The following is a 22,051-nucleotide window of genomic DNA, read 5'->3' on the forward strand; positions in this document are numbered from 1 at the left end:
CGATCAAATCATAATGATCGTCCAGTAGGCTGCGCATCAATCTGGCGCCGCCCAGCGGATCCTGCTCGTGATTATCAACCATCAATGCACCGGCAATGGCAGTCTTGAGGGGCTTTCCCTCATGAATATAGTTATAATAATTGACGCCGATGAAACCTGTGACGTCCCCGTTGTCATTAATCAGCACTTTTGATGCCGGTTCGGGCTCATTTGCAAAGCCGATATAAAGCCGCTGCAAATAGGCTGAAAGTGCATCAGAGGGTTGCTGAGCGCTGTTGCGGAAAATTTTCTGGAAAAGTCTTGTGACCTCCGGCATATCTGCCTGTTTTAAAAATCTGATTTCACTCATGGCAAATATTGTCCCCGTTGTTAATTGAGGCCGGATTCTTCTTTTCACTCCTGACAGCTGTAGCTTTCTTCTCTGTTTATGACCAGAGCAGGCGTGAAAAACCCTTTACGTCTTTTTATCTTTGTTCCTGACGAAAAAGAAATTGGGGTTAAGTTAAACTTGACTCTTTTTATCAAGTTTAATATTGCCCATTAGGAAGAGCGAATTTCGCTCTTTAAAATCCTGTCTCTTCAAAACTTGTCATGAATGTCATGGCAGGCCGGTTTATGTCCGCCTGCCAAAGGGGGTACTATGTCTGTTGTCAGGCACTATCTGCATGCATCACTTGCCGGTACAATCTTGAGTGTTTCCGGTTTGGGTTTCGCTGGTCTCGGGTTTTCTGCCGGTATAGCGGTGGCGCAGGAGCGAGAGACGCTCATACAGGATAGAGCACCGGATAAAGCGGCTGATAGTGCGACACAACTGAAAACCATTACGGTCAGCGGCGGCCAGAACGGACCATTTGTGCAAGGGGACGGGGTATACCGCACACCGGCGCCGGTCAGCTCAGTAAGCGGCGCAGCATTGCAGGAGCGTTTTGGCGGCAACCCGCAGACCGCTCTGCGCTCAACACCGGGTGTCTTTACCCGCCAGCAATCAAACCAGCCCGGCATTGAGGTGAATATTCGCGGCATGAGCGGCTTTGGTCGTGTCAATGCGATGATCGATGGTGTGCCGCAGACATTCCGCAATGTGGCCGGTCATGCTTCATCGGGCGGTTCAATGCTTTATGTGCAGCCGGAATTGCTGGGCGGTATTGATGTGAGCAAAGGCGCTGTCAGCGGTGCGGCCGGAATGGGCACATTGAGCGGCGCTGCCAATTTCCGCACGCTTGATTTCGACGATATTGTTTTGCCGGGTCGTGATGTCGGCGTGCTGACACGCTGGAAAGCCGGAACCAACGGTTTTCGAGGATCAGGCATGCTGGCGGGTGCTGCACGCGCTAATCTGAATGATGATAAATCCAGCAATGTCAGTATTCTCGGTGCTTTCGCACGCACATCCTTCGGAACCTTTAAAAATGGTGACGGCGTTTATGTTGATAAGGGGCGTGATGCGACCAACCGACCGGGTGGCGGGCTGCTCAAATTTGAAATCGCTCCATCTTCAGAGCACAATCTTAAACTCGGGGCGCGCTGGTATGAGAACCGGTTTACCTATGCCAATTATGAGCAGGGTCTGAAGAATGCGTCCTACACGGCCAATTATGCCTATACGCCGGATGATAATGACTGGGTCGATTTGAAGGTGAATGCCTATTACAACCGCACCAATATGGATTATGCCGCAACGGGAGGCAGCTATCGCGGCCGCAAAACAGATAATCGCGGTTATGGATTTGATGTTTCTAACACCAGCAGAACAATGCTGAGTGATGATGTGCAGCTCAAACTGTTTTACGGCGGTTCTTTTGGCAATGATGAATATCAGATCAACGCCTATCGCGGCGGTAATCCTCCCGGCACATTGCAAAAATCCAGCGGTTTCACCGATGCGACCCTGTCATGGAATATGTTTACGCTGACCGGCGGGTTGCGTTATGACCACTGGAATGTTGAAGGCTATCAGCCGCCTTATGCTGCCGGTACAGGTGATTGTCCGGCAGGCGGGGCGGCCTGCGGTAACAAAGACATTGAGCGCAACAGCGGCAAGTGGCTGCCGAAAGTTTCTCTGACCGCGCAACCTTATGACGGGCTGGAGCTTTATGCGACCTATTCGCATACTTTCCGCCCGCCAACGGTGCAGGAAATGTTTTTCTCAGGGGTTCCATTCGGAACGGGACTTGGCAGCGGTGTAGCCAATAATCTCAATCTCGAACCGGAATACAGCAAAGGCTGGGATATCGGTGTGAATTTCACAGAAAATGGCTTGCTGCGAAGTGATGATAAATTCCGCCTCAAAACCGGCTTCTTCCACAATTCCATTGAGAATTTCGTCGTCAATGATTTTGTGAATGTACCTAATCGCGGGCCTACAGCCATGTGGATCAATCGTCCGGGCATTACCAAAATGTATGGCTGGGAAGTTGAGGGCAGTTATGATCTGGGCTTCTTCTATACCAATGTTTCTTACACCAATGCCAAGACCGATCAGCCGATTGGCGAAGGCATGGGAGATGCCTTTATGCTGCCGGATCAGTATGGCACGCTTGATGCCGGTATCCGTCTGTTTGATGAGAAACTGACGCTGGGCGCGCAGGCACGCTATTTCGGAAAAAGCAGCTATGCCGGTACGGGTATAGACTACGGCCAGAGACTCGCACTGCCGAGCTATATGCTCTACGATCTCTACGGTTCTTATAAACTCAAAGAAAATGCAGAACTGTTTTTCTCGGTTGAGAATGTGGCGAATAAAAATTACCGCGTGGCTGTGTCAGGGCCACTGGGTGAAGATGAGTATTCAGGCAAGGGCCGCAGCTTTATTTTCGGCGCAAGCGCTAAATTCTGAAGTCCTGCTTTTTTAGTGTTGCCTGCTCAAACCTGCCGGACATATCCGGCAGGTTTTTTATTATGCCAGAGGAGAAATTTTACAGTTGCGTCAAAATACCCAGTACGTCTTTTTTCAATGTTGCCTATGTTAGGGCATCAAGGTTTGTTTGTAGCTTGCACATTGATTTTACTGGCTGTTTGATTTTTTCAGTGTGATTATTATGCCGAACCATGCATGATGGAGCATCTGCTTCGGATAGGAAATTCTGCGGTGTCGCAAAGTGTCTCCCCTTTAGCCCCGTTTAAACATAAAGCATTTCGCTCTTTATGGACTGCAACGCTTGCGTCCAACCTCGGGGGGCTGATCCAGACCGTTGGTGCAGGCTGGATGATGACCACCATCGCGCAATCCTCCAATATGGTGGCGCTGGTACAGGCCTCCACCACTTTGCCGGTGATGTTTTTCTCGCTGTTTGCCGGTGCTCTGGCCGATAATTTTGACCGCCGCCGTATCATGCTGATTGCCCAATTCATGATGCTGCTGGTGTCGCTGATGCTGGCAATCTTCGGCTATATGGGCTGGCTGACACCGTGGCTTTTGCTGAGCTTCACCTTTCTGATTGGTTGTGGCGGTGCTTTGCACAACCCGTCATGGCAAGCGTCGATGGGCGATATCGTGCCTCGCTCGGATTTGCCGGGCGCTGTTGCACTCAACAGCATGAGCTTTAATGCCATGCGCAGTATCGGCCCTGCTATTGGTGGTTTTATCGTTGCTGTTGCCGGTGCTGCTTTTGCCTTTATCATCAATGCTTTCAGCTATATTCCGCTGATTATTGCGCTCTTGCGCTGGAAGCCGCAGGTCACACAATCTGCGCTGCCGCGTGAGACATTCGGCCGTGCCGTTTCTGCCGGTCTGCGCTATGTGTCCATGTCGCCTAATCTTATCAAGGTGATGTTTCGGGGCTTCCTGTTCGGTCTGTCTGCGATTGTTGTACTGGCGCTGCTGCCGCTGGTCGCCCGTGATCTGGTGCAGGGTACGGCGCTGACTTACGGTATTATGCTCGGCGCATTCGGCCTTGGTGCGATTGCCGGTGCATTTACATCCGGTGAATTGCGTGAGAAATTCGCCAATGAAACCATTGTGCGCGGTGCATTCATTGCCTTTGGTATCAGCGTCTATCTGCTATCCTACAGTCATTCAGTTATTTTGAGCTGCCTGTTATTGCTGCCTGCCGGTGCATCATGGGTGCTGGCTTTGTCGCTGTTCAATGTGACCGTGCAATTGTCCACACCGCGCTGGGTGGTGGGGCGTGCATTGGCGCTTTATCAGACTGCCACATTTGGCGGCATGGCAGCGGGCAGCTGGCTCTGGGGCTCGGTGGCCGATGGCTATGGCCCTGAAACCGCGCTGAGCGTTGCAGCCCTCACACTGGTCGGCGGTGCGCTGGTCGGGCTGGTGTTTAAACTCCCTGAATTCGACAAGCTCAATCTTGATCCGCTCAATTCGTTCTCCGAGCCGCAATTGCGTCTGGATATCCGCTCCCGCAGCGGCCCGATTATGGTGATGGTGGATTATCATATTGAGCATCATAATGTTCATGCGTTTCTGGAGGCGATGGCTGCACGCCGCCGCATCCGTATCCGTGATGGTGCAAAGCAATGGGCGCTGCTGCGCGATCTGGAAAATCCGGATATCTGGACAGAAACCTATCATGTACCAACATGGGTGGAATATGTGCGTCATAATCAGCGCCGCACTTATGCGGATGCGGAAGTTTCAGAGAGATTGCTGTCGCTGCATAAAGGGCCTGAGAAACCGCGGGTGCATCGTATGATTGAGCGTCAGACTGTGCCTTTGCATGACGATATGCCTTTGAAACCGCACATTGAAATCACCTGATTGGTGCTTCTGTCGGAAATTTAAAACGCCGGTCTGATTGTCAGACCGGCGTTTTTTATTGGCAACCATATTCTGGCCGGAATGAAATATTTTATGGCACCATGACAGAATGACGCCAGCATGATAAAACTATACTAATTATCTCATATTTTAACGTCGATAACAGGCGTATAGTTTATGAGGCTGATATGCAGATTGATATTCAGGATTTTCCGCTGGTGCGGATGGATTATTCCGGTGCGGGCAATCAGACGATTGAGGAGACCTTGCAGGTTCTTGAGCAATGTTTGCAACGCAAACAGGCATTCGTGTTTTTGGGTGGCGGCGCGGATTTTGACAAGGATCCGAACGAGAATGTTGCTGACCGTCGCGCTGTTGCAGTGTGGATGAAACAGCACAAAGCCGAGTTACGCGATTATGCAAAGGCGATGTATTATGTCGAAGCGAGTACGGTAAAACGTTTGGCGGCGAAAGCTTTTTCGGTCATTTACGGTAAGTTCTGGGGGCATCCGATGATTGTCACTGCAAGTCTTGATGAGGCTGTGCAGGAGGCGCGTCAATTGCTGGAAATGTCGTCAGAGTAACGGTGGTTTTATGTTTTTCACGACGGATTTTCCAGACTATAGCCTGCCGGATCAGATCGACCGTCCGGTGGTTGTCATGGGATTATCGATGGTTGTTGATGGTTGGGAGTTTCCGCGCCATTCCCATCGCAAAGCGCAGCTCTTATTCAGTGCCAGCGGTGTGGTGACGGTTGAGACCGATCATGGTGTGTGGGTGGTGCCGCCGCAATGCGCAGTGTGGATACCGGGCGGGTTGCCGCACAAGGCCAGAAGCTCCGGTGAGGCGCGTGGTTTCGGCCTGTTTGTCGAGCCGGATGTGGTTGCTGGTCTGCCGGAGAATTGTTGCAGCGTTTCCGTGTCGCCTTTGCTGCAGAGCCTGCTGGAAAAAGCTGCAGGCTTTGAGCCTGATTATGACGAAGAGGGCGCAGAGGGCAGGCTCATCGGTGTGCTGCTGGATGAGCTGGTCGCCGCGCCATTGGAGCAACTGCATCTGCCGATACCGGCGGATATGCGCCTGCGAAAACTGACCGATATTTTGCTGGATGATCCGGCAAGCCATGCGACACTGGAAGAATGGGCACATCGTATTGGCATGAGCGAGCGCAGCCTGAGCCGGTTGTTCAGCCATGAAACAGGCATGAGCGTCGGGCGCTGGCGACGGCAATTGCATGTGATAACCGGCGTGCAATTGCTGACACAGGGGCGGTCAATCCAGTCGGTGGCTTTTGATTTGGGCTATGAGAGTGCCGGTGCTTTTGTCACCATGTTTCGCAAAGCGGTCGGCACACCACCGGGGCGTTTTTTGGCCGAGCGACGCTCGTCATGGAACCTGTTTCGCGGCGCTGCTATACATTAATTACGTCCAGAAATAGCGGATCAGGTGGAAGAACACAGGAGCTGCAAAAACCAGACTGTCGGCACGATCCATCATGCCGCCATGACCTTCAATCATATGTCCCCAGTCTTTAACACCGCGGTCGCGTTTGATCGCTGAAGCGACAAGGCCGCCGAAGAAACCCATAATACAGGCAATGGCTGCAAGGCCGCCTGCCTGTAGCGGGGAAAAGGGGGCGAGCCATGAGAGTGCAGCGCCGAGCAGAGACGCGCTGGCCACGCCGCCGATCAGCCCTTCCCATGTTTTGGACGGGGAGACTTTCGGCGAGATGCGGTGTTTGCCGAATAATTTGCCGAAGATATATTGCAGCACATCGCAGCCTTGAACCACAGCAATCAGAAAGGCGATCAGCAGCATTTGCCGGCCTTCGAAACCCTCAATATGCAATGTGGCGAGAGCAGGCACATGGCTGATGCAATAGACCGAGAGCATAATGCCCCATTGCTGCTCGGAAATACGTTCCAGAAACCGGCTGGTATTACCCCAAAGCGCTGTGAGCACTGACATAGCCAGAAACACATAGACCGGAATGAAGATGGAATAGAGCCCGTACCATTCCACCCAGACCAGATAATACTGCACCGGAATGACAATGAGGAAGGCACCGAGCAGCAGCCAGTGGTCACTGCGATGGGTATGGGTCAGAGTCACATATTCCCGAAGCGCTGCGAAAGAGACCAGCCCGAACAGAATAACCACGCCGGTCTTGCCAAACAGAAAAGCGATGCTGATCGCGGCAATCATGATCCACCACGCACGAATGCGTGCATTGATGTTGCTGAGTGTGGAGGGCAGTGGTTTGGCACTGCGCCAGCTGATCAATGCGGCAGCAAGGCTTGCCACAGATAACAACACGATCAACCCGCTCAGCAGAAGATTGGTTTCTTCAGTCACGATGATCTCCGTCAGAATGGGGATTGAGTGTCAGCAAGGCTGATTGCGCACGGTGCAGGAAGGTTTTGCGCTCTTCATCCGGTTGCACTTGCAGTGGTGCACCGAAAATCACACGGCATAACAGCGGCACCGGCAGAAACGTGCCTTTTGGTAAAACACGGGACATATTTTCAATCCAGCAGGGCACCAGTTCCACATCGGGACGGGCTTTGGCGAGATGATAGAGACCGGCGCGAAAACGCAACAGCGGATCGTCTGTCATATTGCGGGTGCCTTCAGGGAAAAAGATCAGCGATTGGCCGCTGTCAATCGCACGTAGCATCACCAGCAACGGGTCTTCATTGCGCTCAATCCAGTTGCGTTCCACCAGCACTGTGCCGAGCAGCCGCGTGGCAATGAAACGGCGCAGGCGGTTGCTGTTCCAGTAATCTGCTCCGGCAACAGCACGAGTTCTTGCCCGCTCACCCATTGGCAGTGAGGAGGATAACAGGATGAAGTCGCCATGGCTGGTGTGGTTGGCGAAGTAAATGCGTTGTTTGCGGGACGGGACTGTGCCGCTCCAGATCGGACGCACGCCGGTAATGGCGCGGGAGAAAAAGGCCAGAACCATGCCGGAGAAAATCTGTAATACTGAATGCGAGTCCGGATCGGCCATGAAGAACAGTCGTTTTTATTTTGCTTCACATTAAATTCAGCAAGTAACAGAATAAAAGCACTTTCCGCAATCATTTCTTATTTGCGTGAATTACGCTGTTTTATTGATGATCCGGATAAAGACGCACCGGTCTGCCGGTTTTGCGGATCAGCTCCTCAGCCTGCTGACTGTCCGCCACATGGCCGCTTTCGACCAGCCAGCGGGCAATGAGATTGGCACTGCGCTGATAGCCCAAGGCACAACAGATCAGTGTCGGACGCGGCGCATTATGCATTGCCATGACTGCGGCCTGCATGGTTGCAGGCTCCGGCTTTGCAAGATCCATCAGCGGAAAAGCCTGCCAGCGGGGTGTGATATGGCGTGGTGCGATACACTCCGCAGTCATATCAATGATGCAGGAATAATTTTGTGTTTCTGAGCGTTTCGGAAAACGTCCGAGATAGAGTTCCTCAGTAATTTTAACCGCTGACGGTTCGCGCCATGTCCATGCGATACGGTTAAGCCTGAAAAAAATGCGCAGCGGTAAAAAGAGCCAAAAGGAAGCGAGGCTGACAGAGCCGTCAGGGCGCTTTTGAAAGATTTTTGCACCGCCGCCGCTATAGCCAAAACTCAGCATCAGCAAGGCCAGTGCAGGCCAGAGCAGGAGCAGAATTGCCGGATGCTCGCCCGTGAATGTGAGTGCAAGTAGCGTAAGACCGGCAGCACCGTAGATACGCATGAACTTGCGGGACTTGGGATCACGGGTGAAGCGGTAATTCTGCCAGGGTGAAACACCTTCACGTGGAAACAGCCACAGAGCAAACAGGCCGAGAAAAGCACCGGCCGGAACATCAATGAAATGATGCTGCCAAGTGGTCAGAACAGACAGGCCGATCAGCAGGCACCAGCCATGCCAGATCATGCGCCAAGGTGCGGGTAGTCTGTCACGTAGATGATCCCAGATGATGATTGCCAGTGCAATATGCAGCGAAGGTGCCTGATTATACGGCTGGTCGAAATTTCCGAGCATGGTGAACAGCCAGCCGGAAAGACCTGCTGTTACAGGTTTTCCCCATGTGATGGTCAGCGGAAAAGCGATGAAACAGACAAAGGCAATGCATTGCGCCGTGAGGTAACGGCCGATCAGCCGGTTTTGCTCTTGTTTGCTGGTGCTGACCAAAACCGCGACAACGTAAAACAGATTGAGCGACCAATAGGGGATGATCGTCCAGCCCCAGAACGGGATTTGCTTTTCCCAGTCAAAGACAATCTCCGGCACTGCAACACGCTGCGATGCCAGCCAATTCGCCAAACCGTAAGTTGCATAAAATAGCGGGGCAAGCAGGAGCAAACACAGCACGCCCCGCTTTAACAATGCCGGATCTGTTTTCTCGGTTTGGCGCTGCATTATTGCTCGATACGCTGCGCCAGCGATACGGTGAAAATGCCCCATTGGTCGATACGTTGTTCAATCTTGCGGAAGCCTGCGGCCTCCACTAACTGATCCATTTCATTCTGCGTGCGGCGGCGCATCACCCATGCCTGTCCGCCACGATGCGAAGTGAGGGCGCGGGCGATCATCTCCAGCTGCGGATGCCAAGGCTGGTTTGTATAGATCAGATAGCCACCGCTCTTCACTGCCTGTGCCAGCCCTTCAAGCGATTGCGCGATCTGGTCATTGTCGGCAAACAACTCATAAAGGCCGGAAACAATAGTGAGATTGGGTGCTGTATCTGCGTCTGTGCCAAGAGCAGCGAGAGCTTTGGTGTCAAATGCATCGCCTTCATGGAACTCGGCTTTGCCTGAGAGATTGCGTTCCGCGATCAACTGGCGACCGGCCAGCACATTGATCGGTGAGTAATCCTGCAAGCGTACCGAGGCAATTTCATCATCCTTGGTGGTGAGTGCATCCAGTACATAGCGTCCATGACCGGCGGCAATATCGAGAATGCGTGCCGGTTTACCGTCGTCCTGCAAACGGGTTACAGCCTGCCGGATCAGTTCTTCCAGATGAGCTTTACGCTGGCGGATGCCGCGCCAACCAATAGCATTGAGGAAGGTTTTATCGGTGTAGCGGCCACCCCAGCCTAAGCCCTTCACCTCGTTGCGATAGACATAATCGAGCGTGGAACCGGAATCGAAACCGGTGCGGATGCCGGTTTTCAACCCTTCCGAAAACAGCCCGCCGATACGGATAGAAGCACGGGTCATACCCCAATAAGCCCCGCGCGGGCTGGTGATTGACAAAGGTGTGGCCAGACGGTCTGCCTCATCGCGGGTAAAACCCTGAATATGCGCATCGAGCAGTGAGCTTTGTGGCGGAGCCTTGGCAAATTGCTGCTCAATGAAAGGCCGGATTTTGGCAAAAGCCAGTGCACGATCACGCTCGCCCAATGTGTCGTGATAGAAACCTTTGAGCACATGACGTTCTTTAACGAGACCCGCGAGATTTTCGTAGAAACGATGTTGCGGCGTATCACGCACTACCCAGTCACGACCGGAAATCAGTACCTGTGTCGGCGTGGTGATGGCGCGGGCATCACGCACAATACGGTCAGCATTCTCATAGAGTTCCAGCAGCACATTGGATGCAATCGGGCGGGTAATCAGCGGATCGTTTTCAAAAGATGCAATGCGCTCTTTGTCATGGGTGAGAAAACGGGCTTTGACATAGGAATTGACGAAGAATGTGCCTTTGAGCTTTTGCCAGAGCCAGATGCCTTCTTTGGCCAGCGGCACATAGAGCTTAACATCAAAAGCCGGTGCTGCCAGTACCATCGCACGGATCGGCGGCGCATAATCATGCACCCATGTGGCACCAATAACTGCGCCGACACTTTGCGCAATCAGTGCCATATCCTGTAAAGCGAAACCGTCTGTCGCGGTGATATGACGGGCAAAGCAATCGAGGTCGCGCACCGTGGTTGCAAAAGACGGCGAATAGCCGCGTTGCCCTTGGGTTAGGCCGTGACCGCGGGCATCCCACGCGTAGAAGCTGTAATTATCCAGCCCGAGTTCTTCGACAATATGGGCAACACGGCCGCTATGTTCATGCCCGCGATGCAACAGAATGATGGCGCCTTCCGGCTTTTCACTCAAAGCTGGCCAGTAGCGGAAAAAGATTTCCTGCCGGTCATGGCTGATAAAATGCCGCTCAGTGCAATCGCGTTTTACCGAAGTCATAGGCCTGTCTTTCATATGGCGATACAAGAATATAGAGCATTTCCAGCAAAAGTGCGTAGCGGTTTTGCGTAGGATAATGCGACAACACAAAGATTTAGAGTGGTTCCAATGATTCCGTTTAAGCCGGAACCACTCTAGATGTTGTTATGCTGTTTATTGTAAGTCTTTTAGACTAAACGATGTTTAAGAAAAATGATTTTGCAAAGAGTTATACCGTGTCTGTTTATCAGCTTAAGAGCCGTTTTCAGGATTTATTGCGCCCGATGGTCAGCCGATTGGCACAATGGGGTGTGACCGCCAATCAGGTGACTATTGCGGCGATGCTGATCTCTGTCGTCGTCGGTTCATGGCTGGTAATTGCTGAAAATAAAGTATGGTTTTGGCTCATCCCCGTATGGCTGTTCATTCGCATGGCGATGAATGCGATAGACGGGATGCTGGCGCGCGAATTTAACCAGCAAAGCGCTTTGGGAGCTTATCTCAACGAGCTTGGCGATCTGGTTTCGGATATTGCACTGTTCATGCCGTTTCTGTGGGTTGCGCCATTTCAGCCGCATTGGATAGGGCTGATTATTGTGCTGGCATTACTCACCGAATTTGCCGGATTGCTGGGTCTGAGTGTCGGGGCATCGCGGCGCTATGACGGGCCGATGGGCAAGAGTGATCGTGCTTTATTGTTCGGTATTCTCGGCGGCTGGCTGGCCGTTGACGGCTTTTTGCCAGAGTGGATGGTCTGGTTGCAGCCAGTGTTGATCGCCCTGTTATTGTGGACGATTTTCAATCGTATTCGCAGAGGTTTAGCAGAGGCTGCAAAGGGCTGAGATTGGTCAGCCCTGTTTCTCACGCCAGTCACGCAGTCGGCTAATGGCAGTCTCCAGCGTGTCGAGTTTTTTGGCAAAGCAAAAACGCACATGGCTGGTGATATTGCGCTCTGAATAGAAGGACGATACTGGCACCGGTGTGACACCGGCCTCGCGGGTGAGGCGCTGGCTGAAGGCCAGATCATCGCCATCTTTGTCGAGAGCACTGATATCAGCAACTGCGAAATAAGTGGCAGGTGCAGTGGCGATGTTAAAACCGGCTTCACGCAAACCGGCATCGAGATAATCACGACGTCTGGCCAGTTCTTCCCGCAAGCCCGTGAAATAACTGTCCGGCAGATTGAGGCCGACCGCTACAGCTGCTTGCAGAGCAGGTGGCGTGGTGAAGGTCATATATTGATGGACGCGGGAGATCACTTTCAGCAATTGCGCATCAGCAGTGATATAGCCAACCTTCCAGCCGGTGAGCGAAAAGCTTTTACCCGCCGAGCCGATCCGCACCACGCGGTCGCGGATTTCCGGCAGTGAAAACAGCGAAATATGTTTGTTGTCATCAAAGGTCAGATGTTCATAAACTTCATCGGCAATGATGAAGAGGTTATGTTTCACAGCCAGTTCCGCGATGAAATTCAGTTCTTCGCGGGTAAAAACTTTGCCGATCGGGTTCATCGGATTATTCACAACGATCATACGCGTGCGCGGGGTAATCGCATCGCTTAGCGCTTGTAACGGCAGTTCCCAATGGGGCGGTGCAAGCCGCACCGGCACAACCACGCCACCGGCACGGCGGATCACCGGACTGTAGGAATCATAGGCCGGTTCCAGCACAATCACTTCATCGCCGGAATTAATCAGCGCAAAGAAACTGTCAGCCAGTGCTTCTGTGGCACCGGAAGTGACGAGAATTTCGGTTTCCCAATCTGCATCAATATTGAAGAACCGGCGGGCATTGTCGGCCACAGCTTTACGTAAAGCTAGCAGGCCAAGCATTGGCGGATATTGATGGGAACCGTTTTGCAGTGCATCCGTTGCAGCGGCAATCAGTTCCTGCGGCTCCAGCCCTTCCGGAAAACCCTGCCCGAGATTAATGGCACCGGTTTCTGCGGCCAGTCTCGACATGATTTCAAAAACAGATATGCCGGATGCTGCGAAAACCGGATTGACCATGATATCCCCCCTGCAAGTAAACTTGCTGTACTATAGAGTTGTGTTTTTAAAGAGAAAAGCAGACTGATACAGGAAAACCCACGCTGATGGGTATGTGTTTGCCGTGCTTGCATATCTTTGAAAATATTATTCTCTGATGGTGATATCTCAGGCGCACAGATTACGCTGTCTCAGTGCCTCAACACGCTCGTCAACCGCACTGACAATGGATTGTACAAATTCTGCACCAAGTGCCCCGCGACGGATATCTTCCGGCTGCCAGACATTCACATAATAAGGGATGGAATGGCGGATCGGGCGGATCAGCAGATTTTGCCCCTCAAACGCCAATGCGCTGAGCGGGTTGATAACCGATATACCGATACCAGCCGCAACAAGCGAGCCGATGGAGGATGCGGTGGTGGCTTCAATCATGAGCTTGCGATTGATACCCGCATTGCTGAACCATTGATCGACCTGGCGGCGATAATAATCCTCATCTGAATAATAAATGAAGTTGTGGCCGGAGAATTGCTCAATATCGAGACTGTCATAATCCGCAAGCGGATGACCGGCAGGCATGATGCACAGGAGATCACCGGTATAGAGCTCACGCGTTGCCGAGGCGCTGAGCGTAATATTGCCTTCCACCATGCCGACATCAAAGAATTTACTGAGCAGATCACGGGTGAGGGCGCTTTCTTCCAGTGAGTGAATTTTGACAGAAGCTTGCGGATGCTCATTGAGGAACAGTTTGGTAGCCTGCGGAATAAGCGCATGGGCATAGGCAGGCAGACAGGCGACAGCAACGCGCTGAAGATTGTCTCCACGGATAGCACGGGCAGTACGGGCAATTTCTTCAATGCTCACAAACGAGCGCTGCACAATCACATTGAGCGCTGCAGCCTGCTGGGTGGGTTTCAGACGACGGTTATCACGGTGAAACAGTGCGAAGCCGAGTGTCGCTTCCAGATCTTTCAGCTCGCGGCTGATGGTTGGCTGCGAGGAGCCGAGATGGTCTGCCGTTTCAGTTACATTGTGGGTGTGCATCAGCGATTGAAAAATTTCCAGCTGGCGGTGTGTCAGACGCATAAAATCTCCCCTTTGGCAGCAAGACCGTTCCAGTATTAAGCATATCGAAAATGAATAATAAAGAGATTATTATGAATTTGACCGCGGATGGATGTCTGATAGCTTGATGTAAGTAATGATGAAGCGGTGTGTCTTGTGTGATCCTCCGCCTCGAGTGTTTGAGGGTAGAATGGCCACTGAGTTCTCACGTCCGCATGTTGCGCATTTCGATTATAAAAACGGGGCTTTAAGCGTTGAAAATGTTGCTGTTTCTGCAATTGCAGAAAAATACGGCACGCCGTTTTATGTCTATTCGGCTGCTGCTGTGCGTGAACGTGTTGCTAAATTGCGCGCTGCGCTGAGCGGACTCAATGTGCAGATCTGCTATGCGGTGAAAGCCAATAATAACCTGTCGCTGTTGTCTTTGCTGGTCGGTGAAGGCTGCGGCATGGATATTGTTTCCGGCGGTGAGATGCATCGCGCATTGGCGGCCGGTTCCCCTGCGGATAAAATCGTCTTCTCCGGCGTTGGTAAAACCGATGAGGAAATCGCTGCAGCACTCAATGCCGGTGTGCATCAGCTGAATATTGAATCCATCGAAGAACTGGATGCGATTTCCCGCGTTGCCCGCCAGCTTGGCAAAGTGGCAACCGTGGTGCTGCGTATCAACCCTGATGTGGATGCGCTGACCCATCCGAAAATTACCACCGGCACCAGCAAGAATAAATTCGGCATTGCCTATGCCGATGCGGTGAATACCTATGCGGCCGCCTCTGCTCGCGAAGAAATCAATGTGGTTGGTATTGCTGTTCATATCGGTTCGCAGATTACCGATGTGACGCCATATCGCCAGACTTTTGAACGTCTGGCACAGCTGACAGCCGCAATCCGTGCCAAAGGCCTGAGCATTTCCCGCCTTGATCTCGGCGGTGGCCTCGGTGTGTCCTATGACGGTTCGGCCGGTATTGACGTCGATGCCTATGCGCAGACAATCCGCGATACACTCGGTGACATTGATTGCGAACTGACCATGGAGCCGGGTCGCTTCATTATTGCCGAAGCCGGTGCGCTGGTGACCAAAGTTCTCTATGGCAAAAATCAGGGCAATTCCAAATTCTCCATTGTTGATGCAGCGATGAATGATCTGATGCGTCCGGCACTTTATGATGCCGTGCATCCGGTCTGGCCGGTGCGTGAACCGGCAGCAGATGCGGAAACCCTGCCGGTTAATCTGGTTGGCCCTGTTTGCGAAAGCTCGGATACATTCGGCGAATTCGACCGTTTGCCTGCGCTGGAGCGCGGCGACCTGGTGATGCTCGGCGTTGCCGGTGCCTATGGTGCAACAATGTCTTCGACCTATAATGCGCGTCCGCTTATTCAGGAAGTGCTGGTTGAGGGCGATACATTCAGACTGGTTCGCCGTCAGTGGACGGTAGAAGATGCACTTTTGCTGGAACGAGATCTTTAAGATCCGGCTAGCATAAAGGGAACGGTTGGGAGGCCGTTTCCTGAGGCTGCTGCTAAAGTAGCCCGAAGAGGAGGGGAAATATGCGGCCATATTCCGAAGCGGCGCAAACAGGCGCAGCAGGAATTTTCTTCGTCAAAACCCACGGATTGGGGAATGACTTTGTGCTGGTTGACGGTCGGGAAAAGTCTTTCCGGCCGCAGGCGGCAATGATTACGCAGATTTGTGATCGCCATCGCGGTGTGGGTGGTGATCAGTTGCTGGTTCTGGAAATGCCGCAAAATACCCGCGCTGATGTGCGGATGCGCATCTATAATGTGGATGGTGTGGAGGCTCCGGCCTGTTTTAATGCCAGCCGTTGTGCTGCTTTTCTCTGGATGCAGGAAGCAGGCAAAAATTCCGTAATTTTAGAAACACTCGGTGGGCTGATTGAAGCTCGTATGGCGGCAGCTGAAAATGGCAGGCCGCGTATCAGCCTGTATCTGGCGCCTGCTGTCACAGACTGGCAGGCTATTCCGCTGGCGGGACCACTTGCGAGCCATGAGGGGCGCTTGAACCACGGCCCGTTGTCTGAGCCTTTTGCTGTCAGTATGGGCAATCCGCATCTGGTTTATTTTGTGCCGGATTTTGATGCCGTCGATGTGCCGGTTGAGGCCGCTGTGGTGCAAAATAGCACTTATCTGCCGGAGCAGGCCAATATTGGTGTGGCTGAATTGCTACCGTCTGAAGGTGACGAGGCGCGGCTGAAACTGGTGGTTTATGAGCGTCCGGGTATTCTCACGGAGGCCTGTGGCAGCGGCGCCTGCGCAGCGGCGGTTGCGGCGGTACGCAGCGGACGCACAAATCAGAAAAAATTCCGTGTTTTAATGCCGGGCGGGGCTTTACAGGTCGAGTTATGTGCTGATGATACAATTATCCTGACAGGGGATGTTGCTGTCGCATTTTACGGATTTCTGCCTGACGAAGCATAAACAGAATTCAATAAGGATAACGCAAAACTGTCCGTAAGAGACAGCGTTATAGAGGGGAAGTAATGACTTTTATATCAGTTGAGCATGTCAGTAAGACCTATCCTGCGACCAGCAACGGCAAGGCTCACCGTGCATTAGGCGATGTTTCTTTCTCCGTAGAGAAGGGGGAGGTTCTGGTGATTATCGGCCCTTCCGGCTCCGGTAAAAGCACTTTGCTGCGCACGCTCAATGCACTGGAAGCCATTGATAGCGGTGCGATCACCGTCAATAATCTGGCGATTTCCGATCCCAAAACCAATCTTAATCATGCGCGGTCTGAAATCGGCATGGTGTTCCAGCATTTCAATTTGTTTCAGCATAAAACAGCGCTGGAAAATGTGGTTCTGCCGCAGACTGTGGTGCTGAAACGCTCCAAGGTGGAAGCGCTGAAAATTGCGCAGGATATGCTGGCGCGTGTGGGCATTGCGGAACGTGCAGGCCATTATCCGAGCCAGCTTTCCGGCGGTCAGCAGCAGCGTGTGGCCATTGCCCGTGCATTAGCGATGAACCCGAAAGTGATGTTGTTTGATGAGGCAACCTCGGCGCTCGATCCTGAAATGGTTGGCGGCATTCTCGATCTGATGAAAGAACTGGCAAAATCCGGCATGACGATGGTGGTTGTAACCCACGAAATGGGCTTTGCCCGTGAGGTGGCTGACCGTGTGATCTTCATGGATGAAGGGCAGATTGTCGAAACCGGAACGCCGGATGTGCTGTTTTCCAAGCCGGCTCATAAGCGTACACAGCATTTTCTCGAACAGGTGCTTTAGAGCATTTCCAGCAAAAGTGTGAAGCGCCTTCGCGAGGAAATCAATTCGCTGGACTGATTTCTTTACCCGCTTCGATGCGTTGGATAATGCGTAAAAACAAAGAGATAGAGTGGTTCCAACAATTCAGTCTTAACTGGAACCACTCTTAAGGGGAGTGTGCAGGCGTGGGAGACGCCTGTTGAACTACAACGGAAATGAATGCCCGTAAACAAGGGTAAATCCATATAATAACGAGGAGAACATTATGAAACTTCTGAAAAAGATCGCTCTTTCCATCGGTATGCTGGCAGGCGTTGCTGCGCTTTCAGCGGGGACTGTAAATACCGCCAAGGCGGATATTATGGAAGAAATTCTGAAGCGCGGTGAACTGCGCGTTGCCGTGCAGACGCAGGGTGCGCCGGTTAGCTTCATCAATAAAGACGGCAAGCAAACCGGTCTGGCCGTAGAACTTGCCCGCATGATGGGTGAAGATCTCGGCGTTAAAGTCGTGTTTCAGGATTATGACTGGAAGGGTCTTATTCCGGCATTGCTGGCAGGCAAAGTGGACATGATTGCCGCTGACATGACGCCAACCCCGCAGCGTGCGGCGCAGCTGCTGTTCTCCCGCCCGATGTTCTACGAAGAAACCGTTGCGGTGGTGAAGAATGATTCACCTCTGGCCAAATGGGAAGACCTTAATCAGGAAGGTCTGAATATCGGCTCCACACAGGCCAGTTCCTACAGTGAAGCCATCAAGAAGTTCATGCCGAAAGCAACGCTGAAAGAGTTCACCGGCGGTACTGCTGCCGTGGCACAGGCATTGTCTGCCGGTCGTATTGATGCGACGGTTTCCGATCTCGGTAACGTCACCAATTTCGTTAATGAGTTCGGTAACCTGAAAATTCTTGATGGCATTATTGTCAAAAACCCGCTGGCCTTTGCCGTGCGCCCTGATGAAGCGCATCTGAAGTTCTGGCTCGACAATTATGTTGAACTGATCACCTCTGACAAGCGTCTCGATCAGATGGTCAACTACTGGTGGAATACCACCGAGTGGGAAAAAGACCACAAGTAACAGAAGCCATCTCCTGCCTGCCATTCGGGCGGGCAGGAGCCTTACTGTTTAAGTATTTTACGCTGAGGCAGAATATACGCCCGCGTGAAATATTCGGGACCAGATAATGTCATCATTCATTCTCGACTATTTTAATTACCGCATTGTTGCGCAATATCTTGACCGGTTCGCTGAGGGCTTGGGCAATACGCTGATTGCAACAGGTGTGAGCTTTGTGCTGTCTTTTGTGCTTGGCACGATCATGGCCATTATCATGTTCACGCAATGGAAGGTGCTGCGCCATTTCATTCAGGCCTATGTGACCTTCATCCGCTCAACGCCGTTGCTGGTGCAGATTTATCTGGTCTATTTCGGTCTGCCGGTTCTGCTGCCGTTCACTGCCAAATGGCCGGAAATGTGGCTGGGTATTGCGGCGCTGGTAATTAATTGTACACCCTATATGTCCGAGATTATCCGTACCGGTATCGGCTCTGTACCGCGCGGACAGGTTGAGGCTGCCAAGGCTGTGGGCATGAGTTACGGGCAGCGGCTGATCCATATTGTGCTGCCGCAGGCTTTTGCCAATGTGATCCCGCCGGTGCTCGGCCAGACTGCCGTGCTGATTAAAGATACATCGCTGCTGTCGCTGATCACTGTATTTGAATTTACCAGTGCGGGGTTGTTGCTCAACAGCGAGCGCGTGCGTCCGAATGAGAGCTTCCTGACGATCGCTGCCGGATATCTCGCTATTTATTGTGTGATGCTGTTCCTTTCGCATCAGGTGAAGAAGAAGCTGGCAGGTCCTGCCTGGGCTGCGAAAGGCTGATATGATGTTTGAATATTATTGGAAGCTTACAGTCTCGGTGATGCCGTTTCTCTGGCAGGGGTTCAAAGAGACCTTTACGGTTTCGCTGGTGGCTATTCTGGCGGGATCGATCATCGGCACGGTGATCGGGATTATCCGCAGTTATCGCATCCCAGTTTTGACACAGCTCTTCGGCGGCTATGTGCATATTTTGCGCGGCACACCCTTTCTGGTGCAGCTCTATGTTTTCTATTTCGTGCTGCCGAATACAGGGATTGAATGGTTGAGCTGGGATTCCAGCACAGCAGCTTTTGTGGCGCTGTCGCTCTATACATCCTGCTATGTGGCTGAAATTGTGTGCAGTGCGATTGATGCCGTGCCGCGCGGTCAGTGGGAAGCTGCAACTGCAGTGGGCATGAGCCAACTGCAAAAATTGTGGCATGTGATTTTGCCTCAGGCGTTAAAATTGACCATTGCGCCGATGAGCTCTGTCTATGTGATTATCATCAAGAGCACGGCTATTCTCTCGGTGATCGGGATTGCCGAACTGACCCGTCAGGGTGAAGTGTCGATGCTGCGTTTCCCGCGCGATGTGTTGTTTATCTACGGGCTGATTGCGCTGGTTTATTTCGTCTATTGTTATCCAATCCTTAAATTTTCCAAATGGGCGGAAAACAAGATCAGCGGTTCACAGCGCTTGTCACTGGATTGATAAACTTGGATTAAAAATAAAAGAAGCGCAGCATCCACGATGCTGCGCTTCTTTGTTTATGCATTGCGGGCGATTTGCAGGCTCTGAATACCTTGTTTGGAAATGCGGTAAGCACTGCCGTTAAACGAGGCGATCAGCCGTTTGGCGCGCAGTTTCTTGAAGGTTTGTAAATCGGTGCCATCAAGAAACCAACCCTCGCGGGAGATGAAATCGACATCTATGATTTTGCCGCTGCCATCTTTTTCCGGTTCGATACGGCCGCCTTTGGCGAGCATGTCGAGAATACGGCGTTCAAAACGAGAGATATTCATGGCTGTCTCCGTCGTTTTAAACGGAAGAACAGCGCGCAGAAACCGCCAATGCGTGGCAGCAGAATCCGGGTAGTCATGGGAATTGTCCTGATAAGGAGAAAGATTTGGCGCAAGCCGTTGCAAGCCTGTTTCAGTCACAGGCGGTTCTGCTTAAGCAGAGGGTCAACGATGGGTTAGCTGCGCATAAATCTCCTTTGAACAACAGGAGGAGATATACTGCCGAAATGTGCGGAAAACAAGATTGCGAACAGCCTGTTCCGGCAAAAACATGCTTATCGCTAAAATGCATGAAGCCAGATGATAATAGCGCTTGTGTTCGCTTGGCAGGACGTATTCATTCGTGTGCAGGCACTCCAGAAATCATGGCAGAAGTACAGTACTATGACACAGAAAAATATATTCCGTCCGGTCATCGGGGTCACACTCGACAGCGAAGAGGGCGGCGGATTTTCGGACTCTCCCTGGTATGCCATCCGGCAGAATTATATGTCCTGTCTTGAAGAAGTGGGTGCTGCGCCGGTCGCTCTGCCGCATCTGGCAGAGCTGGCAGAAACCTATCTGGATATGATTGACGGGCTGGTTGTGACCGGCGGTGCTTTTGATGTGCCGCCAGCGATGTTTGGCGAAGAAGCCCGCACAGATACAATCCGGTTGAAGCCCGCGCGTACGACATTTGAAGCAGCCGTTTTGCGCGGAGCGCTGGAGCGCGATATGCCGGTGTTGGGTATTTGCGGTGGTCATCAGCTGCTGGCCGTTCTGGCTGGCGGCACATTAGTACAGCATATTCCTGACGAAGTGCAGGATGCATTGGAGCACTCAGTTTCTAAAAATACTGAGAATGCAGGTGGCCGGTCATGGGCCACGCATCCCGTAGCGATTGAGCCAGACAGCAGACTGGCTGGCGTGGTGGGAACCACAAGCCAGCATGTGAACAGCTCTCATCATCAGTCGGTGCGCACGGTTAAAGCGCCGATGCGTGTAACTGCATTGGCTGAAGATGGAATTATCGAGGCGATTGAACACACACAAAAGAGCTTTGCCATTGGTGTGCAATGGCATCCGGAATATAAGCAGACTGAAGGGGATATTCATTTGCTTTCAGCATTTTGCGCGGCGGCTGAAGCCTATCACAACCGTTCATAATTACCGGACGTTGTAATGAGCCTGCCCGTGTTTTGCGGCACGGGCAGTTTTAAATGTTGAATTTACCGGCCATTCATGCCGAGATCACGCGCGGCAAGATCCAGCATTTTATGTGAGCTTTTACGGGCGCGTTCCTTATCGCGCAGGCGTATGGCTTCGATGAGTTCCTGATGCTCGTTGATTGCTTCTTCGCGGCTAGCGACAGCATCATTGGAGGTGTAGAGCGTATAGCGCAGTGCCGCTTCTATAATACCGCAAAGCTGACGGAAAACCTGATTATGGCTTGCCCGCAGTAAGGCAATGTGAAAATCGACATCGCCTTGCGTAAAGGCTTCAATATCGCCACCTGCCTCATTCATCCGGTTCCACGCGAGTTCCAGAGCTGCAATATCCATAGCGGATGCGCGCTGGGTTGCCAGTTCTGCGGCTACCGGCTCAATCGCACGACGGGCTTCCAGAACGCAGAGCAGTAAATCCAGATCGACGATACGCGGCCCCAGCCAATCCAGCACCTGCTGGTCGAGCAGGTTCCAGTCGTCTTGTTCGCACACAACTGTGCCGATACGAGGCTTGCCGCGCACCAGCCCTTTGGACTCCAGCGTTTTGATCGTTTCGCGGATGACCGTGCGGCTGACACCATATTCTTCACACAAATCATTTTCGCGGGGCAGCATTGAGCCCGGCTTGAAGCGGCCGTTGAGAATGTCAGCGGCGAGCGTCGCAGTGATGCTTTTTTGTACCCTTGGCCGCGTTGGGCGGGAAGGGGCATGCAGGCTCTGCTCAGACATTTCGGTCACGGCTCTTCTTTCGTTCCTGATCGGTTAGACGATCTGCTAGGGTACAGGATTTTAAACAAACCTTATTCCGTCAATAGTCAT

Annotated in this window: 20 protein-coding genes and 1 pseudogene; 12 read left to right on the top strand and 9 right to left on the bottom strand. The window is 52.3% G+C overall.

Annotation, left to right across the window (positions count from 1 at the left end; genetic code table 11):
- Positions 1-349, bottom strand: a pseudogene (locus P8H26_RS10565) (GNAT family N-acetyltransferase); the annotation flags it as partial.
- Positions 350-640: 291 nt separating this feature from the next.
- Between P8H26_RS10565 and P8H26_RS10570 the strand changes: the two are divergent.
- The 4 genes from P8H26_RS10570 to P8H26_RS10585 all read left to right on the top strand — a co-directional run bounded on the left by P8H26_RS10570 (position 641) and on the right by P8H26_RS10585 (position 6,136).
- The gene (locus P8H26_RS10570; RefSeq protein WP_289632950.1) at positions 641-2,836 is read left to right on the top strand and encodes a TonB-dependent receptor domain-containing protein; all 2,196 of its coding nucleotides are present in this window, start codon (positions 641-643) and stop codon (positions 2,834-2,836) included.
- A gap of 252 nt (positions 2,837-3,088) precedes the next feature.
- Positions 3,089-4,717 carry an MFS transporter gene (locus P8H26_RS10575; RefSeq protein WP_289632951.1) on the top strand — a complete coding sequence of 543 codons (1,629 nt, stop codon included), beginning with the start codon at positions 3,089-3,091 and terminating at the stop codon, positions 4,715-4,717.
- Between the two features lie 188 nt (positions 4,718-4,905).
- Complete coding sequence (locus tag P8H26_RS10580; RefSeq protein WP_289632952.1) at positions 4,906-5,301, top strand: hypothetical protein; 396 nt, start codon at positions 4,906-4,908, stop codon at positions 5,299-5,301.
- A 10-nt stretch (positions 5,302-5,311) separates the two neighbouring features.
- Positions 5,312-6,136: a helix-turn-helix domain-containing protein gene (locus P8H26_RS10585; RefSeq protein ID WP_289632953.1), complete on the top strand. Its 825-nt coding sequence runs from the start codon at positions 5,312-5,314 to the stop codon at positions 6,134-6,136.
- On the opposite strand, the gene P8H26_RS10590 is transcribed toward P8H26_RS10585, so the two are convergent.
- The 4 genes from P8H26_RS10590 to P8H26_RS10605 all read right to left on the bottom strand — a co-directional run bounded on the left by P8H26_RS10590 (position 6,137) and on the right by P8H26_RS10605 (position 10,886).
- Positions 6,137-7,069: a phosphatidate cytidylyltransferase gene (locus tag P8H26_RS10590; protein WP_289632954.1), complete on the bottom strand. Its 933-nt coding sequence runs from the start codon at positions 7,067-7,069 to the stop codon at positions 6,137-6,139.
- Entirely contained in the window at positions 7,062-7,724 is a 663-nt protein-coding gene (locus P8H26_RS10595) for a 1-acyl-sn-glycerol-3-phosphate acyltransferase (protein ID WP_289632955.1), read from the bottom strand. The genes P8H26_RS10590 and P8H26_RS10595 overlap by 8 nt, the downstream gene beginning before the upstream one ends.
- A gap of 100 nt (positions 7,725-7,824) precedes the next feature.
- Entirely contained in the window at positions 7,825-9,111 is a 1,287-nt protein-coding gene (locus P8H26_RS10600; RefSeq protein WP_289632956.1) for a phosphatase PAP2/dual specificity phosphatase family protein, read from the bottom strand.
- Positions 9,111-10,886, bottom strand: a complete 1,776-nt coding sequence (locus tag P8H26_RS10605; protein WP_289632957.1) for a bifunctional alpha/beta hydrolase/class I SAM-dependent methyltransferase — start codon at positions 10,884-10,886, stop codon at positions 9,111-9,113. The genes P8H26_RS10600 and P8H26_RS10605 overlap by 1 nt, the downstream gene beginning before the upstream one ends.
- A gap of 215 nt (positions 10,887-11,101) precedes the next feature.
- On the opposite strand from P8H26_RS10605, the gene P8H26_RS10610 reads away from it, so the two are divergent.
- Positions 11,102-11,707 (top strand): CDP-alcohol phosphatidyltransferase family protein, encoded by a 606-nt coding sequence (locus P8H26_RS10610; protein ID WP_289632959.1) that lies wholly within the window; start codon positions 11,102-11,104, stop codon positions 11,705-11,707.
- A 6-nt stretch (positions 11,708-11,713) separates the two neighbouring features.
- On the opposite strand, the gene P8H26_RS10615 is transcribed toward P8H26_RS10610, so the two are convergent.
- Complete coding sequence (locus P8H26_RS10615; protein ID WP_289632960.1) at positions 11,714-12,874, bottom strand: aminotransferase; 1,161 nt, start codon at positions 12,872-12,874, stop codon at positions 11,714-11,716.
- A 147-nt stretch (positions 12,875-13,021) separates the two neighbouring features.
- Positions 13,022-13,945 (bottom strand): LysR substrate-binding domain-containing protein, encoded by a 924-nt coding sequence (locus tag P8H26_RS10620; RefSeq protein ID WP_289632962.1) that lies wholly within the window; start codon positions 13,943-13,945, stop codon positions 13,022-13,024.
- A 169-nt stretch (positions 13,946-14,114) separates the two neighbouring features.
- Here P8H26_RS10620 and lysA point away from each other — a divergent pair, with 169 nt between their 5' ends.
- The 6 genes from lysA to P8H26_RS10650 all read left to right on the top strand — a co-directional run bounded on the left by lysA (position 14,115) and on the right by P8H26_RS10650 (position 19,719).
- Entirely contained in the window at positions 14,115-15,392 is a 1,278-nt protein-coding gene (gene lysA / locus P8H26_RS10625; RefSeq protein ID WP_289632963.1) for a diaminopimelate decarboxylase, read from the top strand.
- Positions 15,393-15,472: 80 nt separating this feature from the next.
- Positions 15,473-16,360 (top strand): diaminopimelate epimerase, encoded by an 888-nt coding sequence (dapF, locus tag P8H26_RS10630; protein WP_289632964.1) that lies wholly within the window; start codon positions 15,473-15,475, stop codon positions 16,358-16,360.
- Between the two features lie 62 nt (positions 16,361-16,422).
- Positions 16,423-17,169 carry an amino acid ABC transporter ATP-binding protein gene (locus P8H26_RS10635; protein WP_289632965.1) on the top strand — a complete coding sequence of 249 codons (747 nt, stop codon included), beginning with the start codon at positions 16,423-16,425 and terminating at the stop codon, positions 17,167-17,169.
- A gap of 244 nt (positions 17,170-17,413) precedes the next feature.
- Positions 17,414-18,223 carry an ABC transporter substrate-binding protein gene (locus P8H26_RS10640; RefSeq protein WP_289632967.1) on the top strand — a complete coding sequence of 270 codons (810 nt, stop codon included), beginning with the start codon at positions 17,414-17,416 and terminating at the stop codon, positions 18,221-18,223.
- Positions 18,224-18,329: 106 nt separating this feature from the next.
- The gene (locus P8H26_RS10645; RefSeq protein ID WP_289632968.1) at positions 18,330-19,028 is read left to right on the top strand and encodes an amino acid ABC transporter permease; all 699 of its coding nucleotides are present in this window, start codon (positions 18,330-18,332) and stop codon (positions 19,026-19,028) included.
- A gap of 1 nt (position 19,029) precedes the next feature.
- Entirely contained in the window at positions 19,030-19,719 is a 690-nt protein-coding gene (locus P8H26_RS10650; RefSeq protein WP_289632971.1) for an amino acid ABC transporter permease, read from the top strand.
- Between the two features lie 56 nt (positions 19,720-19,775).
- Here P8H26_RS10650 and P8H26_RS10655 read toward each other — a convergent pair whose 3' ends face one another.
- Positions 19,776-20,030 (bottom strand): YjhX family toxin, encoded by a 255-nt coding sequence (locus tag P8H26_RS10655; RefSeq protein WP_116088990.1) that lies wholly within the window; start codon positions 20,028-20,030, stop codon positions 19,776-19,778.
- 381 nt (positions 20,031-20,411) lie between these two features.
- Here P8H26_RS10655 and P8H26_RS10660 point away from each other — a divergent pair, with 381 nt between their 5' ends.
- Positions 20,412-21,173, top strand: a complete 762-nt coding sequence (locus tag P8H26_RS10660) for a gamma-glutamyl-gamma-aminobutyrate hydrolase family protein (RefSeq protein WP_289632972.1) — start codon at positions 20,412-20,414, stop codon at positions 21,171-21,173.
- Positions 21,174-21,235: 62 nt separating this feature from the next.
- Here P8H26_RS10660 and P8H26_RS10665 read toward each other — a convergent pair whose 3' ends face one another.
- Positions 21,236-21,961 carry a FadR/GntR family transcriptional regulator gene (locus tag P8H26_RS10665; protein ID WP_289633116.1) on the bottom strand — a complete coding sequence of 242 codons (726 nt, stop codon included), beginning with the start codon at positions 21,959-21,961 and terminating at the stop codon, positions 21,236-21,238.
- Positions 21,962-22,051 lie beyond the last annotated feature (90 nt).

The sequence above is a fragment of the Pseudochrobactrum sp. sp1633 genome (genome assembly GCF_030376605.1).
Lineage (GTDB): Bacteria > Pseudomonadota > Alphaproteobacteria > Rhizobiales > Rhizobiaceae > Pseudochrobactrum.

What these genes read in the sequence shown, in the direction of transcription:
- P8H26_RS10570 (WP_289632950.1), top strand. Translation starts at nt 641, where the DNA reads ATGTCTGTTGTCAGGCACTATCTGCATGCATCACTTGCCGGTACAATC.
- P8H26_RS10580 (WP_289632952.1), top strand. Translation starts at nt 4,906, where the DNA reads ATGCAGATTGATATTCAGGATTTTCCGCTGGTGCGGATGGATTATTCC.
- P8H26_RS10585 (WP_289632953.1), top strand. Translation starts at nt 5,312, where the DNA reads ATGTTTTTCACGACGGATTTTCCAGACTATAGCCTGCCGGATCAGATC.
- P8H26_RS10595 (WP_289632955.1), bottom strand. Translation starts at nt 7,724, where the DNA reads ATGGCCGATCCGGACTCGCATTCAGTATTACAGATTTTCTCCGGCATG.
- P8H26_RS10600 (WP_289632956.1), bottom strand. Translation starts at nt 9,111, where the DNA reads ATGCAGCGCCAAACCGAGAAAACAGATCCGGCATTGTTAAAGCGGGGC.
- P8H26_RS10605 (WP_289632957.1), bottom strand. Translation starts at nt 10,886, where the DNA reads ATGACTTCGGTAAAACGCGATTGCACTGAGCGGCATTTTATCAGCCAT.
- P8H26_RS10615 (WP_289632960.1), bottom strand. Translation starts at nt 12,874, where the DNA reads ATGGTCAATCCGGTTTTCGCAGCATCCGGCATATCTGTTTTTGAAATC.
- P8H26_RS10620 (WP_289632962.1), bottom strand. Translation starts at nt 13,945, where the DNA reads ATGCGTCTGACACACCGCCAGCTGGAAATTTTTCAATCGCTGATGCAC.
- lysA (WP_289632963.1), top strand. Translation starts at nt 14,115, where the DNA reads ATGGCCACTGAGTTCTCACGTCCGCATGTTGCGCATTTCGATTATAAA.
- dapF (WP_289632964.1), top strand. Translation starts at nt 15,473, where the DNA reads ATGCGGCCATATTCCGAAGCGGCGCAAACAGGCGCAGCAGGAATTTTC.
- P8H26_RS10635 (WP_289632965.1), top strand. Translation starts at nt 16,423, where the DNA reads ATGACTTTTATATCAGTTGAGCATGTCAGTAAGACCTATCCTGCGACC.
- P8H26_RS10640 (WP_289632967.1), top strand. Translation starts at nt 17,414, where the DNA reads ATGAAACTTCTGAAAAAGATCGCTCTTTCCATCGGTATGCTGGCAGGC.
- P8H26_RS10645 (WP_289632968.1), top strand. Translation starts at nt 18,330, where the DNA reads ATGTCATCATTCATTCTCGACTATTTTAATTACCGCATTGTTGCGCAA.
- P8H26_RS10650 (WP_289632971.1), top strand. Translation starts at nt 19,030, where the DNA reads ATGATGTTTGAATATTATTGGAAGCTTACAGTCTCGGTGATGCCGTTT.
- P8H26_RS10655 (WP_116088990.1), bottom strand. Translation starts at nt 20,030, where the DNA reads ATGAATATCTCTCGTTTTGAACGCCGTATTCTCGACATGCTCGCCAAA.
- P8H26_RS10660 (WP_289632972.1), top strand. Translation starts at nt 20,412, where the DNA reads ATGACACAGAAAAATATATTCCGTCCGGTCATCGGGGTCACACTCGAC.
- P8H26_RS10665 (WP_289633116.1), bottom strand. Translation starts at nt 21,961, where the DNA reads ATGTCTGAGCAGAGCCTGCATGCCCCTTCCCGCCCAACGCGGCCAAGG.